This is a genomic window from uncultured Sulfitobacter sp., from assembly GCF_947497275.1.
Lineage (GTDB): Bacteria > Pseudomonadota > Alphaproteobacteria > Rhodobacterales > Rhodobacteraceae > Sulfitobacter.
This window is the reverse complement of the sequence record NZ_CANMFS010000010.1, coordinates 74,597-91,646: the sequence shown is the minus strand read 5'-3', so window position 1 is coordinate 91,646 and position 17,050 is coordinate 74,597. Positions and strand designations below refer to the sequence as shown.

Annotated in this window: 19 protein-coding genes; 12 read left to right on the top strand and 7 right to left on the bottom strand. The window is 59.3% G+C overall.

What is annotated here, in order from left to right; all coding sequences use genetic code 11:
* Positions 1–24: 24 nt before the first annotated feature.
* The 5 genes from Q1A06_RS17585 to Q1A06_RS17565 all read right to left on the bottom strand — a co-directional run bounded on the left by Q1A06_RS17585 (position 25) and on the right by Q1A06_RS17565 (position 6,889).
* On the bottom strand, positions 25–2,202 hold the full coding sequence (locus tag Q1A06_RS17585) for a ParB/RepB/Spo0J family partition protein (RefSeq protein WP_299566678.1): 2,178 nt from the start codon (positions 2,200–2,202) through the stop codon (positions 25–27).
* 113 nt (positions 2,203–2,315) lie between these two features.
* Entirely contained in the window at positions 2,316–3,449 is a 1,134-nt protein-coding gene (locus tag Q1A06_RS17580; protein ID WP_299566676.1) for a helix-turn-helix domain-containing protein, read from the bottom strand.
* Between the two features lie 203 nt (positions 3,450–3,652).
* Positions 3,653–4,576: a plasmid partitioning protein RepB gene (gene repB / locus Q1A06_RS17575; protein ID WP_299566674.1), complete on the bottom strand. Its 924-nt coding sequence runs from the start codon at positions 4,574–4,576 to the stop codon at positions 3,653–3,655.
* Positions 4,566–5,711 carry a plasmid partitioning protein RepA gene (gene repA / locus Q1A06_RS17570; RefSeq protein WP_161489483.1) on the bottom strand — a complete coding sequence of 382 codons (1,146 nt, stop codon included), beginning with the start codon at positions 5,709–5,711 and terminating at the stop codon, positions 4,566–4,568. The genes repB and repA overlap by 11 nt, the downstream gene beginning before the upstream one ends.
* 293 nt (positions 5,712–6,004) lie before the next feature.
* Positions 6,005–6,889, bottom strand: coding sequence for a recombinase family protein (locus Q1A06_RS17565; RefSeq protein ID WP_299566672.1), 885 nt, complete (start codon positions 6,887–6,889; stop codon positions 6,005–6,007).
* A gap of 224 nt (positions 6,890–7,113) precedes the next feature.
* On the opposite strand from Q1A06_RS17565, the gene Q1A06_RS17560 reads away from it, so the two are divergent.
* Positions 7,114–8,181 (top strand): hypothetical protein, encoded by a 1,068-nt coding sequence (locus Q1A06_RS17560; protein ID WP_299566670.1) that lies wholly within the window; start codon positions 7,114–7,116, stop codon positions 8,179–8,181.
* Positions 8,182–8,350: 169 nt separating this feature from the next.
* Here Q1A06_RS17560 and Q1A06_RS17555 read toward each other — a convergent pair whose 3' ends face one another.
* Complete coding sequence (locus Q1A06_RS17555) at positions 8,351–9,670, bottom strand: MFS transporter (RefSeq protein ID WP_299566669.1); 1,320 nt, start codon at positions 9,668–9,670, stop codon at positions 8,351–8,353.
* Positions 9,671–9,678: 8 nt separating this feature from the next.
* On the bottom strand, positions 9,679–9,939 hold the full coding sequence (locus Q1A06_RS17550) for a metal-sensing transcriptional repressor (RefSeq protein ID WP_299566667.1): 261 nt from the start codon (positions 9,937–9,939) through the stop codon (positions 9,679–9,681).
* Between the two features lie 503 nt (positions 9,940–10,442).
* On the opposite strand from Q1A06_RS17550, the gene Q1A06_RS17545 reads away from it, so the two are divergent.
* The 11 genes from Q1A06_RS17545 to Q1A06_RS17495 all read left to right on the top strand — a co-directional run bounded on the left by Q1A06_RS17545 (position 10,443) and on the right by Q1A06_RS17495 (position 17,013).
* Positions 10,443–11,171: a HupE/UreJ family protein gene (locus tag Q1A06_RS17545; protein WP_299566665.1), complete on the top strand. Its 729-nt coding sequence runs from the start codon at positions 10,443–10,445 to the stop codon at positions 11,169–11,171.
* A 17-nt stretch (positions 11,172–11,188) separates the two neighbouring features.
* Positions 11,189–11,812, top strand: coding sequence for a transmembrane anchor protein (locus Q1A06_RS17540; RefSeq protein WP_299566663.1), 624 nt, complete (start codon positions 11,189–11,191; stop codon positions 11,810–11,812).
* Between the two features lie 261 nt (positions 11,813–12,073).
* Positions 12,074–12,427 carry a hypothetical protein gene (locus tag Q1A06_RS17535; RefSeq protein WP_299566661.1) on the top strand — a complete coding sequence of 118 codons (354 nt, stop codon included), beginning with the start codon at positions 12,074–12,076 and terminating at the stop codon, positions 12,425–12,427.
* A gap of 90 nt (positions 12,428–12,517) precedes the next feature.
* Entirely contained in the window at positions 12,518–13,957 is a 1,440-nt protein-coding gene (locus tag Q1A06_RS17530) for a multicopper oxidase family protein (protein WP_299566659.1), read from the top strand.
* A 40-nt stretch (positions 13,958–13,997) separates the two neighbouring features.
* Complete coding sequence (locus Q1A06_RS17525) at positions 13,998–14,453, top strand: DUF411 domain-containing protein (RefSeq protein ID WP_299566657.1); 456 nt, start codon at positions 13,998–14,000, stop codon at positions 14,451–14,453.
* Positions 14,454–14,519: 66 nt separating this feature from the next.
* Positions 14,520–14,654 (top strand): hypothetical protein, encoded by a 135-nt coding sequence (locus Q1A06_RS17520; protein ID WP_281200965.1) that lies wholly within the window; start codon positions 14,520–14,522, stop codon positions 14,652–14,654.
* 178 nt (positions 14,655–14,832) lie between these two features.
* The gene (locus Q1A06_RS17515; RefSeq protein ID WP_299566745.1) at positions 14,833–15,234 is read left to right on the top strand and encodes a cytochrome c; all 402 of its coding nucleotides are present in this window, start codon (positions 14,833–14,835) and stop codon (positions 15,232–15,234) included.
* Positions 15,235–15,320: 86 nt separating this feature from the next.
* Entirely contained in the window at positions 15,321–15,827 is a 507-nt protein-coding gene (locus Q1A06_RS17510; RefSeq protein WP_299566743.1) for a DsbE family thiol:disulfide interchange protein, read from the top strand.
* Entirely contained in the window at positions 15,824–16,336 is a 513-nt protein-coding gene (locus tag Q1A06_RS17505) for a TlpA disulfide reductase family protein (RefSeq protein WP_299566655.1), read from the top strand. Before Q1A06_RS17510 ends, Q1A06_RS17505 begins: the two co-directional genes overlap by 4 nt.
* 82 nt (positions 16,337–16,418) lie before the next feature.
* Positions 16,419–16,700, top strand: a complete 282-nt coding sequence (locus tag Q1A06_RS17500) for a hypothetical protein (RefSeq protein WP_299566653.1) — start codon at positions 16,419–16,421, stop codon at positions 16,698–16,700.
* A 40-nt stretch (positions 16,701–16,740) separates the two neighbouring features.
* Positions 16,741–17,013, top strand: a complete 273-nt coding sequence (locus Q1A06_RS17495) for a hypothetical protein (protein ID WP_299566651.1) — start codon at positions 16,741–16,743, stop codon at positions 17,011–17,013.
* The last annotated feature ends 37 nt before the right edge of the window (positions 17,014–17,050 follow it).

Sequence of the window (17,050 nt, the reverse complement as noted above, 5' to 3'; positions counted from 1 at the left end):
AATACCCGCCCCTGCTGGATCACGTTATTCGGCGGCCAGCATCGACGTGCCATCAGCAGGCAGGTCATCTGTCAGGAATGCAGGAAGGTCAGTGTCACTGACGCTTTCAGCCGCTTCGGCATCCGCCCCCTGCTCTTTGGCATGGTCCTCATCGTCCAGCGCCACGAGATCGTCACGGCGCAGGACCTCGGGCAACCAGCCGCTGCCTTTCAGCAAGCGCTCGGCTTCACTGGCCATCTCGCTTTTCTTCAGGTGATCGAGAAGCTGGGCAGTCCCCTCCCCTTTCGCCTCGCGCACGGCCTCGAGGATGCGGACCTTAGGCACGCGGTTGAGATATGTGTCGACCGTCGGCTCCCAGCCCGCCTCGACCATATCGAGACCTGTCGCGCGCGCCACGAGATCGGAATGTGCCATGCGACGTGTCAGACCGCTGGCCGAGATGCCTGCCCCATAAGGATTCACCTTCTCATGCAGCGCGTTGACGCCGAAGCTGAGGCAATGCGCTAGCAAGGCCAGACGGCTACCCTGGTGGAGGACCGTCAGATAGTCCCAGAGCGCTGCATCGTCGCCAAGCGGCAGATCGGCTTCCCATTCCGCGTGACGCTCATCGACCAGCTTGGCCACAACGCTGTCTTTTAGATCGGGAGCCTGCGCCGACATGTAGACGTGACGCACTGAGGCTTCGAGACAGCTGCCCGAAGCAGAGGAGGTGCGGAAGGTATCCGTCACCAGCTTCAGAAGCAGCAGCGTCAGTGCGACATCCGGCGAGCGCCCGATCGCTTCACGCAGTGCCAGCGTCCGGTGGGCCGTCAACTCCATGACCAACCGCTCAGGCAGTGGCTTCAGCGCTCCGCCATCCTCATCCTCCAGCAAGTCAGCTCCGATCGGCTGGCCACCCGACATGATGACTGTTCCGCCATGAGCGGCAATGCCATGGCCATCGGTGAGATCACGATAATCCCCCTGCCCCGCCACCGCAGGATCAGTACCATCCTGGACCGCGGTCTCCTCAACGGGCTCATCCTCTGGACGCACATACCCGCGATAGACTGCCAGCGCACCGTAGCGGTCGAGCGTGACGAACGCCCCTGCCCGCCCGATCTCTGTCGGATCAAAGATCAACGGCCGGGTCTCGATCCTTTCCATCTCCGTTTCCAACACGCCAAGCCGTGTGTCGATCTCGTCAGGCAATTCATCCTGACCCGCGTACTCCTCCTCCATCGCCCGATACTCGGCGAGCAGCCTGGCACGGGCCGCGCCTTCCTCATCCGTCATCGGTGCTGGATCGCCGGACAGGGACCGCAGCCCGTGGCTGTAGCCGTAGGGCAGGTCAAGTGCGACCTCGATCCATTTCCAGCCCTCAACCGCAACCGTCTCAGCCTCCGCCTGGAGTTTTTCGCTCACCAGCCGATCGAGCAGGGCAGGGTCCTCAAACCAACCGCCGTCATCGCCTTGAAAGAGATCATGCAGCATCATGCCGCCCGCCGCTTCATAGGCCTCAACACCCACAAAGACCGCGCGTCGGTCGGACGCCCGGACCGATGTCTCGGTCAGCATGCGCCGGATTTGGAATGGCTCCTTGTTCCAGGATGAATGGATCACATCCCAGACCTGAACCTGACGCGCGTGATCGGGGTTCACGGTGAATGCCATGAGCTGCTCCAGCGTCATGCCATCCTCGGCATAGATCTCAAGCAGGGCAGGGGCGACGGAAGCGAGTTTCAGGCGTTGCTTCACGATCTGCGGCGTCACGAAGAAGGCCGCGGCAATCTCTGCATCGCTCTGACCCTTGTCCCGCAGCGCCACAAACGCGCGGAACTGGTCGAGCGGGTGCAGGGCCACTCGCTGCATGTTTTCTGCAAGGGAATCGTCCTCGGCAAGGATGTCGGACCTCGCGTCTCGCACGACGCAGGGAATGGGCGTCGTCTTCGCCAAACGCTTCTGCTTCACGAGCAAGGACAAGGCTTGGAAGCGACGGCCACCGGCAGGGATTTCGAACTTGCCGGTCTCGCTGCCATCATCACCCAACACGGGCCGCACGCTCAGGCTTTGCAAGAGCCCGCGGCGGGCGATGTCTTCGGCCAGCTCCTCGACGGACACGCCAGCCTTGATACGCCTCACGTTGGACTGGCTCAGCACGAGCTTGTCGAAAGGGATATCCCATGACGGGGACAGGGTGATTTTCTGGACTGCTTTCGTCATCAGATCTTCTCCACGACGGGCGCCGGAAGCCACTCTCCCGATCTCACTTCCCGTCACCCTCAAACCAACACTCCTTTCCCTCTCACGGTCGATCTTGACCGCGGTCAAGAAGCTCATGTTGGAGCAAGTTGTGTGCGTAAGATCCTTCCAAAATAGGCATCAGGGTGTTTGATCGTGTCTGCTCTAGCTATGAGGTAGTCGAAAACGAGAAGCAGTGTTCCAGCGCCAGCTTTCTGGATGCCATGTCTCAGCTCGTCTTGGCTTATTCTAAGCAATCGACCGATGTCGTATAGAATGCGGGTAAGGGCTTCTCCTGTGCGCGGCGGTTCTGGGAAAAATCCCGCTACATGGGTGAAGTCTTCCCATGCCATCCTTGCTGGGTCTCGGTTCATCGTCGGTTTGGTTTGCGCGGTTTGTTTACTGCTATGGTCCGTTGCGGGAGCAATCTTTCTAATATCTTTTTTTATTGACTCTATGTGCCGGACATTTTGTCCGTTTGTGGCGGGCAGATCGTTGGAATCTGGTGAATGCGGTCGGTGTTTGACAGCTTGTAAATTATCTTCGGCACCAGTTTCTGTAGCGGCGTGGTGTTCACCGTAGCTTGCGTCGGTATCGGCTCCGAGTGCTCTAAGTTCCGAGATAACGCTCAGGACTGCATCAACGGTTAATGTTGCTCGACGCAGGACATTTCTGATCATGTTGAGGGTAGAGAGCTTTGCTTCATCGAAGCGTGTCTGTTGAAGTAGCGATGCACGTAGGGCCAGCGCCTCAGCCTTCAGTGAGCGCATGCGCTCGCGTTCTTCGGTGAGCCGCAAGGCTTGTGTCGCGAGCGAGCCGTACCTCTGGATCAAGGGCTTCAGGTCGATACCGAAGGCATCTCTGATAACGCCTCCATACCGCAGCGGAAAGCGTTTGCCATTTGCTGAGTTCTTGCGTTCGATCAGTTCAGCAGCTGAGAGGCGTTTCAGGCTGCGTCGAAGTGTTCGCTCATCGAGCCCATTGGCGCGCTCTGACAGAGAAGCGTTCGATGGGAACACGACAGTGAGCGTAAGTCGCTGGCTGTCGTGAATCTCACGTTCTTTGCGGGGTAGGAAGCTAATGAGCGCGGTCAGAACGGCAAGGTCATTGGTTGTGAGGCCGAGCTCCTTCCTTAGAACGCGAACCGGGCCCAGAAGCTCATAGGGGTTAGGGCAGGGCAGAGATGTCCGTTCCGCCAGGGCGGTTGTTGTTTCAGTTGCATGTTTCATGATGTTTCGGAAGAAAAAGCTTCCCCGTTCACCGCGAGCGGTGTTGAAATCGATTCGTTTTGGGAGTATCAATCAGGTGTCGAGACTGATTGAGGCCCTTCGGAAGCATCGCTTTCGGGGGGTCTTTCTTTTTCTAGCCGGTCCTCCTTTCGTTTTCTGCTCGTTGCTTTTGATGTCTTGACCGCGGTCAAGACACGGGGTCGTCACTTTGGCCCGTCTTGGCCGCGGTCAAGTAGCTCTGTGACCAGCTTCCGGACTGCCTCCTCAACCCGCGGGGCAAGATCAGCGTCCACATCGATTGTGATGCGGTTGCCCTTGCGGCCGATCTTCACGCGCTCACTGGTATGTGTCTCCTGCGTCGACGGTTTGGTGGCCGTCAGCAAGGTAACCGCCGTTTCGAGACGGTTGGGGCCCGGTATGTTGCGAGGGATTTCGCTGGCGACTTCTCGGGCTTTCGCGACGTCTTTCTCGCACAGCCTGAAAAGCTTTTCCCAAACTCTTCGACCAACGCCGTGTGCAGGTCCGATAGCCTGGATCAGTTCCATCGGGATGCCTGTAGCGATACGGTTCATCCGCGAGACGAGCGATTCATCGATCTGAAGTGCCCGATACGCGATCGTCTGAGCGTTCTTGCGCGTCTCGTCGGTTTTCCCAAGTTCTCGAATGATTCCGGCGACAAACAGGGCCCTTTCGATGAACGATGGATCTTGGCGGGCATTATTTTCCACGCCTTGGGCAATGAGAGCTTCCTCGTCGGTCATCTCCATGACCGTGGCGCGCACTTTCTGACCAAGTTGGCGACAGGCGAGAAGCCGACGGCGACCATAGACGATCTCAAGCGCACCGTCCTGGGTTCGGCGAACCAGCACTGGAACCTTTTGACCGTGCTCGCGGATCGACGAGACAAGTTCATCCAGACCATCGCTTGGATCGATGCGGTCCATTACCGCGGACATCCGTATGGCGGCCGGGTCGATTAGTCGCGTGGCGTGTTTATCCTCTTCGAGCACGGATGCTTGTGCGCGAGCTACAGTCGGGCTCGTTCGCTTCACATCCAGATCCTCGTCCGAAGGCGGCGTTTTGCCCATCGCGTTCTTGAGTGAGTCCCCGAAGACCTTACGCGCCATGGCTACGCCCCCATGCTTTCAGGATTTCGCGTTCGACTTCGTCGGTCACGCGCGAGACGGACTCGATCGCGCGCTCGTAAGTTCTGCGGTTCACGTCGCGAGGTTCGACCTCGAAGATGCTCTGTTGTGTGTTCGCAGCATCACCCACGGCTGTTGATTTCAGGAACTCTGCAGACAGCACGGCATCCCCGAGGACTGTCCGAAGCAGAGACGAAATCTGCACCTGCGGACCATCCGTATTTTCGTAGCGGGTGATCAGTACTCGCACGAAGTTCAGTCCATGTTCCGGGGCGTGTGCCTCGACGACGCCCATCAGGTTGCTCGCCATGCCCAGAAAGCTCGCCAGCGACATGACATCGAGCATCGACGCGTTGAGCGGGATCAGGACCCCGGTCGATGCAAAGAGGGCAGAGATCACCGAAAAGTTCAGCTGCGGTGGGGTGTCAAATATCACCACATCATATCGGTTGAGGACGGGCTCAAGCGCTTCCCGTATGCGGCTATGGAACGTGGTGGCGCCGTGTCTGAAGCTCAGGGCGACCTCGAACTCATACTCCATGATGTCCATGGATGCCGGAATCAGATCCACGGTCGGGAAGTTCGTTTTGCGAATGATCTCTGCTGCGGGCAGTGGATCGTCGGATCGGATAAGATCGTATGAAGTCGGCATATCCGGATCCAGCTCGGGAGTAACCCCGAACAGGTTTGTTAGACTTGCTTGGCTGTCGAGGTCGATCAGTAACACCCGGTAGCCGCGCAGACCCAGTAGTTGCCCTACATGGGCAACAGATGACGTCTTGGCCGAACCACCTTTCAGGTTGAAGATCGTCAAGACCTGACAAGCCTCTCCCGGTCTTCTGTGCGGGTGTTCTTCTGGCTTGATCCTTCCAGTCTCGAGAAGTACGCGTTGTGCCTCGACCATCTCTTCTGCAGAGAAGCTACGGCGGTTTCCGCCCTCCAGGACACCTTCGGGAAAGCCTTCGAGGTTTGACACATGATGGCGGAAGGTGTTCTGATTAATGCGGAGCAGTTCCGCCGCTTCCCGCATGGCGAAGCGGCGGAGGCCCTTCTGAGCGTCCGGTGGGAAGGTTTCCTGCGCATGTTCACGCAACCGACTACCAAGCCGCTTGGACATGACTTCAAATCTCTGGGAGGCCCGTATCCCGTTCATCACTGCCCTCAAGTCTTTATTGTTTTGCAAAGCTTAACAGATATTGTGGATAAATCCAGACCAAACCGTTGAGCTGCCTGAGGGCGTTGAAGGCACCGATTTCTGTCGAAGGTAAACTGTTAAAAATCAGCGGTTTGGGCGACTGCGCTCTCACTCTACTTCAACACCTCGTTGCCAGCTACGAAGTGACCACAAGATGTATTGTGAGTGCGTACAGAAATCAGTCGGCAGAATCGGATGGGCGATTCTTGGGGATCTCAGTCGAGCAAGCCCAGCCTCTCGGCCCGCTCCAACAGCATTTTCACCGAAGACGGCTGCCATCTCGTTCGGCCACGAGGCGTGCGTTCGCGCATAGATTCCAGCCGTTCACAGATCGCTTGAAGCGTGATGTCGGGATCTGCGCCCTTGATGCCAGCAATAATGGCGGGCAGGCGGTCGTCGGTTTCGCGGCGCCCGGCGCGGGCCAGCACCTCGGTAGCCAGGAAGCCGTCGCGGACATAGGCCTTCACAGCGCGGAGCAGGCGGCTTTGGGTCCAGCGACGCGCCTCGGGCAAGGGCCCGTTGATGATGCGCACCACGTCTTCCCAGGCCAAGTCGGGGCGCAACCGTCGCACATGGGGCACCCAATCTTGTGCCGTCTCGTTCAGACGCTCCATGTAGCCGTCCTGTCGCGCCAACCGCACCTTACGAAAAGCAGCAGGGTCTTTGGCCCGCAGTCCGGGGTTCCCGCCGACCCGGCCCTTGGTACGGGCGCTCGCCAGCCCCGCCTTGGTACGTTCGCGGATCAGCGCCCGCTCGAACTCGGCCGCGGCGCCCAGAACCTGCAGCGTGAACTTGCCTTGCGGGGATGCGGTGTCGATCGGGTCTTGGATGGAGCGGAAGAACGCACCCTTGGCCTCCAGCCGCTCGATCACCTCCAGTAGATGCGACAGCGACCGCGCCAGCCGGTCGATTCGAACGACGACCAGCGTGTCGCCCTTGCCGATCCGTTCAAGCACCCGCGCCAGCACAGGCCGCGCGCGATTGCCGCCCGAGGCCTGTTCTTCATGTATCTCGGCGCATCCTGCTGATTTCAGGGCCTGCGACTGGGGCAGGGGGGTTTGGTCCTCGGTTGAAACGCGCGCGTAACCTATCAATGGCATCAAAACAGTCTTTTTGCAGTTTCATGTATCATCAATAAACGACCGTTTGTAAACAGATGCAAGAGCGCCTTCTGTGGTGCTGCTCATCAAAAACCCCTTGGTTTTCATATGCTGAGCGCGATCAGGGATATCTCGCAGGCCACCGCGCGCGCACCATATAAGGTGTGCAGGTGCACCCTGACAAAACACTTGGGTAAAACGCAAAACTGCCGTATTTTGCACATATGAAGCCTCAAGTATCTACACAATATGATAATTTTGAATATCCTCGAGTGGATACGGAAGGGCTTGAAGAGACGTCTGAGGACGACCTGTGGTTCCTACCCGGTCCGATGGAAGTGGAGCCAGATTATCTGCCGCCAGGACCGAGGGCAGAGCTTCGTGAAACCGCAGTCCTCGACGATTGGCGGAAGGCAGAGGCAAGCATTGCCGCCCATCTCGCCCGTATGGCTGGCCGGATTGGCGCGCTGGATGACCGTCTGCACCGTTCCCCTGAAGGCTGGCGGCACAGGCTCGCGCTGATGGAGGCGGCAGACCTCAGCTGGTTCGCAGGCGACCGGATTGGCCCGGATCGGCTGGCGCTCTGGATATCCATGCGCCTGTCCGGCGTTCACGACGACACCACGGCGCTTTCGCGGGTCGGATGGGCGGTGCGCCGCCTGACCGGCGGCCCTAGACCGGAAGTGGACCTGTCCGCCTTCCTCGATCGCCGCGACCCCGAGAACCTCGCCGTTGAAGCAGAACCGTTCGCGGATCGCGCGGGCGGTTGGCTCGATCTCATGGCGCAAGCCGCGGATCTTCACCCAATCACACGCGCGTGCATGGGCTTCCATCTCTGGAGTCTCGCGGGCCTCGGGCAGTACGGCGACCGGATGGAAGCGGCGGTCACAGCCGCACGGATTGCGGCCAGCGAGGGCAAGGGGCTGGTCTTTGCGCCTCTGGCCATGGGCGGGGCAGGGGGACTGCGCCCCGGTGGTCCACCCGGTGAACGTCTGGTGCGATGGCTCGACGGGATGCAAACGGCAAGTCTGACCGCAATGCGGCACCTCGACGATATCGAGGCATGGTCGGTGAGGGCGGAAACCGAAATGAGCACGCTCTCGGGCCGCACGCCCCCGGCCTTGTGCGCGGTACTTACCGAATGGCCGCTCGTGTCCGCTCCGATGGCCGAGGCCCTGACCGCCGCCAGTCGTGCGTCCGTCCAGCGCAACCTTGCTTGGATGGAAGCGCGCGGTCTGATCCGCGAGATGACCGGGCAGGGGCGGTATCGGATGTGGAGGGTCGCAACTTAAGCCGTGCTCTTTGTGGAGGCGACAGTTTATGTTAAAGTCAACGCTGCCGCTAACCAACCTGCACAGAATTCGCGCATCGAACCCACTTTGGCGAATGTTGCGGGAAGCACGAATGTCCGCATAGAAGAACACGAACCGCCTATGTCCAGTCTTCGTGCCTTGCTACGGCTTATAAATGGGTAGCCCAGCGAGGGTGGCTCTCGTCAATGATCAAGGCATGGCTGTGCCTGCGATGCCCTTGCAGATGCGGGTGATCCAGCGGCAGATTTTTATGGGTGTGCTCAAGCTCAACGGGATCGCCGGATGGCCAGAGTTTCAGCGCTGCGATCATTCCGAAGGCAGCGATGAGGGCAAGTCCGATCAGTGCAGGAACGAAGCCATAGACCGTCAGCAGCCAGCCCGACAGCGGATAGGTCACAAGCCAGCAGGCGTGCGACAGCGCGAACTGCGCCGCGAAGAGTGCCGGGCGGTCCCCGGCGTGGGCGGAGCGGCGCAGCAACCGGCCCGAAGGGGTGAGAACGGCGGAATACCCCAACCCCACCAGTACCCAGGCTGTCAGAAGGATGGACCAGCCGAGCCCGGCCATTAGAACTGCCACCCCCAGCCCCAGAAGTGTCGCCACCATCAGCAGCGCGCCGCCAAACATCACAGGACGATCGGGCAGCGAATCCAGCACGCGGGGCAAAAGCAGCGCGGCTGTCATGGAGCCCGCGCCGAATGCAAACATCGTCCAGGCCAGTGCACTCTCTGATAGGCCGAGCGATCCGCGGACCAAAACGACGGTATTGACCAGTACCATCGCGCCTGCCGCCGCTGCGGCGAGGTTCAACGCCAAGAGCCCGCGCAAGCGGGGCGTGGCCAGATAGATGCGGATCCCGCGCGTCGTGCGATCATAGACACCGCGCGGCTCGGATGGTCGGGGACTCGGCAGCAGGACCGAAACAACCAGAAGGGCCGATGCGGCAAAACCGACGACCGTGCCGAGGAAAAGCGAGTTGTAGGACATCACCGCCAACAGAAGCGCGGCCAGGGTCGGACTGATGATGTTTTCGAGATCATAGGCTAGCCGGGACAGCGACAGGGCGCGTGTATAGCGCGCCTCTTCGGGCAAGACGTCCGGGATCGTCGCCTGAAAGGTTGGCGTGAAGGCGGCGGAAGCCGATTGAAGCAGGAAGATCAGGACGTAGACCTGCCACACCTCTGTCACGAACGGCAGCGCCAACGCCACGCCCGCCCGCACCAAGTCAAGCGTTACCAGTAGCGCCCGGCGCGGCACCCGGTCAGCGAAGGCCCCGGCAATGGGGGCGATGCCGACATAGGCCACCATCTTGATGGTGAAGACTGCGCCGAGGACCAGCGCCGCCCCATCTCCCGCAAGATCGAAAGCGAGTAGGCCGAGTGCGACTGTGGCGAGTCCAGTACCCAGAAGGGCTACGACCTGCGCCATAAACAGGTGCCGATAAGTGCGGTCGGAGAGAATATCGAGCATGGTCGGCCTCAGAGATATCGGGCGATCGCCCGCAACTCGGCGCGATCAGTTTCGGAACTTTCAACGTCAATACAATGATCCATGTGATCATGGATCAGCGCACGCTTGGCGTTCGTCACGGCCTTTTCGACCGCTTGCATCTGCTGAGCAATTTCCAAGCAAGGTTTGCCCGCCTCGATCATTTCGATCACGGCGCGTAAATGGCCGTCAGCGCGTTTCAGCCGGGCAATCAAGGCGGGATGGGTTGCATGTACCGGGGAATTTGTCATATTGGTTTCTTATCCTCCCCCAGAGGATAGAACAAGATGGTGCCCCGATGCGCCACAAAAAAAGTCGAGCGGGCAGGCAGATCTGATGACACGGATACGGACAATTGGAAGGACTGCCTGCGCTACGTTTCTGTGCGCAGCCATTCTTGTCTGGTCAGTTGTGCCTGCAACTTCTCACACGCCCGCAATTCTAAACGTTCTTCAGGACCATGCGGAAATGATCGCCGAGCACGGGCATTCGCATGGTCTGGAAGAAGACCTGGCTTGGGCAGCGCATGGACATAGCCACGACAGTATGGATCACGATCACAGCCAAGCGGTTGTGCCCGGTCCTGACCTGTCGTCTCATCCCATGGAAGTTTACAAGACCGCATGGTGGCTGAGTGCCGCGACAGCGAATCCCCTGCTGATACACCAGATCGAACGACCTCCCCGAGTGTGATCGACCGCGCGCCAGTGGCGCATTCCAAGTGATCATCAAACACATATGCGGAGTTCAATCCATGAACACAGTCCATCGGGGCTGGACCGATCCAGGCATAGGCCGGATCGTGATCCTGTCCTTTATCACGATAACCTTGCTCGTTCTCAGCGCAGGCCATGCCTTAGCGCACAACGTTACGCCCGGCGACGCGGGTTACATCCAGGAAATCTGGGGGGTGAACATCATTCCCTTCATGTATCTCGGTGCCAAACACATGGTGACCGGATACGACCATATCCTGTTCCTTCTCGGCGTCGTCTTCTTTCTTTACAAGATGAAGGACGTGGGCATCTATGTCAGCATCTTTGCTGTCGGACATTCGACCACGATGCTGGCAGGCGTTTGGTTCGGATGGGGCATCAACGCCTATATCGTTGATGCAATCATCGGTCTGTCCGTTGCCTATAAGGCGCTCGACAATCTGGGGGCCTACCAGCGCTGGTTTGGTTTTCAACCGAATACCAAGGCCGCGACGCTGATCTTCGGCTTTTTCCACGGCACGGGCCTAGCCACCAAGATCCTTGAATACGAGATCGCTTCGGACGGGCTACTGGCCAACCTCCTGGCGTTCAACGTCGGCGTCGAGCTGGGCCAGCTAATGGCGCTCGCCGTGATCCTCATCGTCATGGGCTACTGGCGGAAATCCCCGAACTTCTTTGCCCAAGCCTACACCGCCAACGTCGTCATGATGTCCATGGGTTTCATTCTCATGGGCTTGCAAATCACCGGCTATTTCGTAGCCACCTAAGAAAATTGGAGACCCAAATGTTCAACGCAGAAAAACCGAGCCTCGATGAATTGCCAAGCTCAGCGCAGCTCATCCGTTCGACCGCCATCGCGGCGGCCAGCGCCGTCGCTATCCTTGTGACCGTCGTGCTACCCGCCGAATACAACATCGACCCGACCGGGATCGGCGGCGTTCTTGGGCTAAGCGAGATGGGTGAGATCAAGAGCCAGCTCGCAGAGGAGGCCGAGGCCGACAGGCTGTTGGAGCTTGAGCCAGAAGAGCAGTCGAGCCTGATGAACGATATCTTCGGGCTTTTTGTCGGCGCGGCACACGCACAGGAGGTCGAAGTCTGGCGCGACGAGACCACCTTCACTCTGGCCCCCGGTGACAGTGCCGAATGGAAGCTGGTGATGGAAGAAGGCCAAACGGTGGAATACCGGATGCTCGTCGAAGGTGGCCGGGTGAACTTTGACATGCATGGCCATGGTGGCGGCAACTCGATCACCTATCAGAAAGGCCGCGGCTCCACGGGGGACGAGGGCGAGATCATCGCCGCCTTCGACGGAGAGCACGGCTGGTTCTGGCGCAACCGCGACAGCTCCGATGCCACCGTCACCGTTCAGGTGCGCGGTGAATACGCCGAGTTCAAAGACGCAGGTTAACACTGGGGTGGCCATCCGTATGAACGAATTCGGGTGGCCGCCTTCCTCCGAGCATACATTGTACCGATGTACAACTCTCGTCTCGGAGATTGCTCTAAAACCATCCTCTGGCGCTCCTTGGCAAATGCGGTTGGCTCTCGCGTTGTTGACTCCAAGGCCTCGGCGTCGTGGCTTCGGCTTGACGCCTCGCTGACCAATGTCACGCTTATGTTATGGATTACTTCTTGACCTCCCCCTACTGGAAGCTTGCATACCAGCAACATGAGACAAGCTTTCCGGCTCATTTTGATTCTTGCATTGAGCTTCGGCGCCATGATCGCGCCGGGTGTGTCGGCAGTGAATGCGGCCGAAGTATCCATGGCTCAGATGGACGCGGCCGAAAGCACGGACGACCATTGCGGTGGATGCGATCCGACCGAATTTGCTGACGGGATGTCCTGCGTAGGGGAATGCCCTGTACCCTGCGGCGCGAGCACCACGGCTGGTATCTTAGTGTGGATGCAATCGGGTCCGACCGCGATGTCCTTAGGTAATTTCATCCCGGTCACCGAACCCGTGTTTCTTATCGGCGCCAATCCCTTGCTTGATCCATTTCCTCCCAAGCAGCCTGTCTGAACCTGATATCGGCCTCGCCTGTTGCGAGGCCTAACCGTTGTTTTGGCCGATGCTGGCTGAGTGCGACCCTTTCAGATCAAGGCAGTTGCGATGACCCTCAACAGACTGATTTCACGACGGCACGTGCTGCGCACAGGTGCCGCTTTCACAGCCCTATCCGCCCTGTCATCCGCCCGAACAGCGATGGCAGGTCCGACGGAGGACCTTTTCGTGCTCAACGCTGCGTCCGGACAAGCCGCTTTGCGTCCGGCACCCTACGGTCCGACCGACGTCTGGAGCTATAACGGATCGGTTCCCGGTCCCGAAATTAGGGTGCGCCAGGGTGACCGGATCCGTGTTCTGGCTCGGAATGGGCTGGATGAAGGGACTACGGTCCACTGGCATGGTATCCGCACACCCAATGCGATGGACGGCGTGCCGTTCCTGACACAAGACCCGATACCGGTCGGTGGCGAATACCTTTACGAGTTTGATGCGCTGGACGCAGGCACGTTCTGGTATCATCCTCATCAGCGCAGTTCGGAACAGGTCGGACGTGGGCTTTCCGGGCCGTTGATCGTGGAGGAGGCGGACCCGATCCGCGTGGACCGCGAACAAACCTGGATGCTCGATGACTGGCGTATGACCCGGGATGGACAGATTTCGGACGACTTCGGAAGTCAGCACGACGCCATGCACGGCGGTCGTATCGGAAATTCCGTGACCATCAACGGCCAGATCCCTGACCGCATCGCAGTGCGATCCGGAGAACGCATCCGCCTTCGGCTGGTCAATGCGGCCAATGCCCGGATATTCGGGCTGGATTTCGGTAGTCTTGCACCGGTCGTTGTCGCTTTGGACGGTCAGCCCGTGGCACCTCATGCACCAGACGCGAACATAGTCGTGGTCGGCCCGGCCATGCGTGTCGATCTGGTAATCGACATGACCGGCAAGCCCGGAGATCGCGTGACCGTCACCGATGCCTTCTACAATGGTTTGGAGTACCGTCTCGTCGATCTCGCCTACGAGCCGGATCGGTTACGGGACGCTGTCCCGGACTGGTCGATGGAGTTGCCACCCAACCCACTGGCCGAACCCGATATGCAAGCGGCCAAACGGCATCAGATTGTCTTCAATGGTGGCATGATGGGGCAGATGATGATGGGCGGCGACATGGGGTCGATGATGGGCCAGATGCGCGAAGGCAACATGTGGTTCATCAACGGCGAAGCAGCAACGGGTCATATGATGGACCCATTGCTGGTCCTGCCACAGGGCACGTCACATGTGCTCGAAATGAACAATCGTACCGGCTGGCATCACCCGATGCATCTTCATGGCCATTCGTTCCGTGTGATCGCACGTAACGGGCAACCGACACGGCATCGCGAATGGCAGGACACCGTCCTTATGGCACCCGAGGAACGTGTCGAGATCGCCTTCGTGGCGGACAATCCGGGAGACTGGATGTTCCACTGTCACATCCTGGAACACCAGGCGGCTGGCATGATGGGCGTCATACGCGTCGATCCCGGAACGACCAAAACCTGAAACAATCTCACGTATCGATAACCACGAAAGGAAAGAACGTATGAAAAAGATGATTGGACTTGCCAGTCTTGGCACCGCAGGTGCCGCCGCTGTGTTCGCCCTGAGCCTGAATGCCGCGCCTGCCGCAGCACAAGAGGCCACACTCTACAAGAACCCGCAATGCGGCTGCTGCGAGAGCTATGCGGACTACCTCCGAAAGAATGGCTTCACGGTCGAGGTGAAGCCGACCCATGATCTGGCGCAGATCAGCCGCGATGCAGGGATCCCGGACGACTTTCAGGGCTGCCATACGACCTTTCTGGGAGATTACGTCGTCAGCGGTCATGTGCCGATCGATGTCGTCAACAGGTTGCTTGAAGAGCGTCCCGAAATTGCCGGTGTGACGCTTCCCGGCATGCCGATGGGGTCGCCGGGTATGGGCGGCGCAAAACAGGAACCGTTCAAGATTTACTCCGTCGAAGAAGGTGTGAACCCGACCGTCTATGCGGTCGAATGATCAATTGCACGTTTTGGTGCGATCTCGTGCCAGAGCGGTTTCAAGGGAAAACAAAGGATGAATTGCATGATGATGGATGGTGGAATGATGGGTGGTGGCATGATGATCGCGATGGGACTCGTTTGGTTGTTGATCGTGGGGGTGCTGGTGCTCGCAGCGATCGCCTTGGTCAAATACATCCGCTCGGATGGCGGCAAATAGAAATGCACGGGCATGCGGAACGAAGGTACCAGCAGTGGAGGCAGCCCGCTGTCGATCGGATTGGTCTGGGCGCGTTGCGTCCAGCTTATCGTGGCATCGCTTTTGGCACACTTGATGTTCTGTATGCGGCTCGCAACAAGGAGATTGAATCGCAGTGAAAAATACCATTGGCCTTTCCATGTGCCTGTGCGCCGCAACGGTCATACCCGTATCGGCACAGACCGACTTGTTCCAAGGAGAGCGGCTCTATCAGGAGAATTGTGCCAGTTGCCATGGCGCAAACCTGGAGGGGCAGCCTGATTGGCGATCAAGATTGGCGAACGGCAGGTTGCCTGCCCCGCCGCATGACGCCTCAGGTCATACGTGGCACCATACGGACCGCGTGCTTGTAGACATCGTGAAGCGAGGAACTGCGGCGATTGTCGGTAATGGTTACGAAAGCGACATGCCCGGTTTCGACGGGGTGCTGACGGGCGAAGAGATCACCGCGATCATAGATTACATCAAGAGCACTTGGCCCGACCGTATCCGTGGTGCGCAGGAAAGCCGCACCGCCGCAGACGAACAGGCGCAACCGTGACGCAAAAGGTCGTTAGCAAAAACGGCTCCGTGTCCCGGTGCAAGATCTCCGGGTTCGTGCTGGTGCCGCTGCTGGCGTTTGCCCTCATGGTCCTGTTCGGGTGGGGGCTTTTCAGGGGCGGAGACGACTTGCCGTCGGCGCTTCTCGACAAACCTGTGCCGGAATTCGCGCTGCCCACGGTGCTCGGCCGCGAGGAAGGTCTTTCGACGCAGGATCTGATTGGCCATGTCTCGCTGGTGAACGTCTTCGCCTCCTGGTGCGTGCCCTGCCGTGCCGAACACCCGCTGTTCATGGAATTGGCAGCGACTGGCGAGGTCCCACTCTACGGGATCAACTACAAGGACCCACCCGAGCAGGCGCGCGCCTGGCTCGACGAGCTGGGCGATCCCTATGCGCGCATCGGGGCCGACATCGACGGACGCGCGGGCATCGAATGGGGCGTCTACGGCGTTCCCGAAACCTACATCATCGCGCGCGATGGCACCATCGCCCACCGCCATGTCGGCCCGATCACGCGGGCGATCTTGCAGGACACCCTGCTGCCGATCGTCCGTGGTCTGAAATCTCAATCCGCCAAGGAGACAACGCCATGAAACATTTTAGACCGGCCTTGCTCGCCTGGGCACTGTCCGTCAGCGCGGCTTTCGCCGGGCCGCAGGGGTTTGCGCTGCATGACACGCCGCAGCCGGTGATCAATGTGCGCTACCTGACCGAGGACGGCAGTCGCGGCGACATGGAGGATTTTCGCGGCAAGGTCATCCTCGTGAACGTTTGGGCAACCTGGTGCGTCCCCTGCCGCGAAGAGATGCCGACACTGGATGCGCTTCAGGCGGAACTTGGGAGCGACCGCTTCGAGGTTGTCGCCCTGTCCATCGACCGGGCCGGATCACCCGTCGTGCGGCGTTTCTACGATGAGATCGGTGTCACCAATCTCAGGATGTATGTCGACAAGACCATGCTGTCGATGACCGCGCTGCGCACTGTCGGCCTGCCGACAACGATCCTTATCGACGCGCAGGGCCGGGAGCTTGGGAGACTGGTCGGCCCGGCCGAATGGGATGATCCCGAGATGGTATCGTTCCTGCGGGGTTTTATCGAATGAGATCCAAAAATACCTGTCCGCCCACCCTTGACCTTCCAGTCACTGGAATAACCATTTCTCAATCATCGAAAGGATTTGCCGAATGACCGACATATCACCTTCCAACATTGCGGGTGCCGCCGACATCGAAAGCGCTGGCAACTGGCCCCGGTGGCTGACGCGCAGACGATTGCTGTTCGTCGGTGCGGCAACCTTGATCGGGGGCGGCATGGCCCTGAACTGGGGATGGCTCACCGCGATCGGGCTCGCGCCTGTTCTGGTCTCGCTGGCCCCATGCGCTGTGATGTGCGGCCTCGGTCTGTGCATGAAGAGCGGATCCGGAACGGGCTGCTCCAAATCGCCAGAGGGGGCGTCTCCCGACTGAGCTCTTTCGATAACCACACAATCAACCCAAGGAGAAAACCATGAGAAAAACTTTTACAACTTTCGTCGTTGCGACGGTCCTTGCCGCAAGTGCATTCGCCGTGAGCGCCCAGGAACAGGCGACGCCGGATACGGGCGAAATGATGCAGAATGATGGCGCCATGCAAGGCGGCATGATGGACGGAGACATGATGGGCATGATGAAAATGATGGCCGAAATGAAACCCATGATGGAAGCCTGCACCGAGATGATGGCGTCCATGACCGAGAAAATGGACGGTGGCATGATGCCGTCGGAAAAATCGGACGGCTAGATTTGCCAAAAATGCCTGTCGGTCCACGGATCGGCAG